Genomic DNA, 647 nt, shown 5'->3' with positions numbered 1-647 from the left:
TAACGAAACTCGACTTCTTCATACGCGCCTCGCCCCCCAATCCAGTTGGGCGTAATCGTTGCATCATAATTCGGTGCAAGATTCAGATAATAGGGAGTCGACACGTAGAGGCCAGAGTCAACATTGGACGTTCCGATCGTCGGATACAAAAAACCAGACTTTCGACGATCGTCAATCGGAAAGGTAAACCACGGCACGTAGAGCACGGGCACGTCAAGAATATTGAATCGCGCATGACTCGCTGAACCGACGCCTTCTTCTTGGTCTAACTCAATCTCAGAGGCACTAAACGACCAATCCGGCACTTCTTCCTGACACGTTGTAAAAGTTCCCTCGCGTATCGTTAGATGCAACTCATCCTGCTGATCAATCATCTCAGCGCGACCACGCAGGCCTGTCTCGGGCTCAATAAAATCAGCGTTGTGCAGCGTTGCACTGCCTTCCGTCAAATTGACTTCTGCCGAGTCGCTCGTCATATGCATTTGCGGACCTTGAATGACAATATGCCCCTCAAGTGCAGCCTCGTTCTTAGACTGGTCAATAACCGCCGTATCACTGCGTGCGTAATACCCCTGTTTGCTGATCTCAACTTGGCCCTCTAGCTCCAATCGATTGTTCTCGCGATATTCAACAGAATTGGCATGCAC

Annotated in this window: 1 protein-coding gene; it reads right to left on the bottom strand. The window is 50.1% G+C overall.

Features of this window, described 5'->3' with window-relative positions:
- On the bottom strand, positions 1-647 hold a 647-nt coding region (locus A3750_RS19950; RefSeq protein ID WP_197475184.1), incomplete at both ends, for an LPS-assembly protein LptD.

Source organism: Oleiphilus sp. HI0079 (assembly GCF_001635105.1).
Note: the sequence above shows the minus strand (reverse complement) of the source record. Positions and strands in the feature narration are given on the sequence as shown.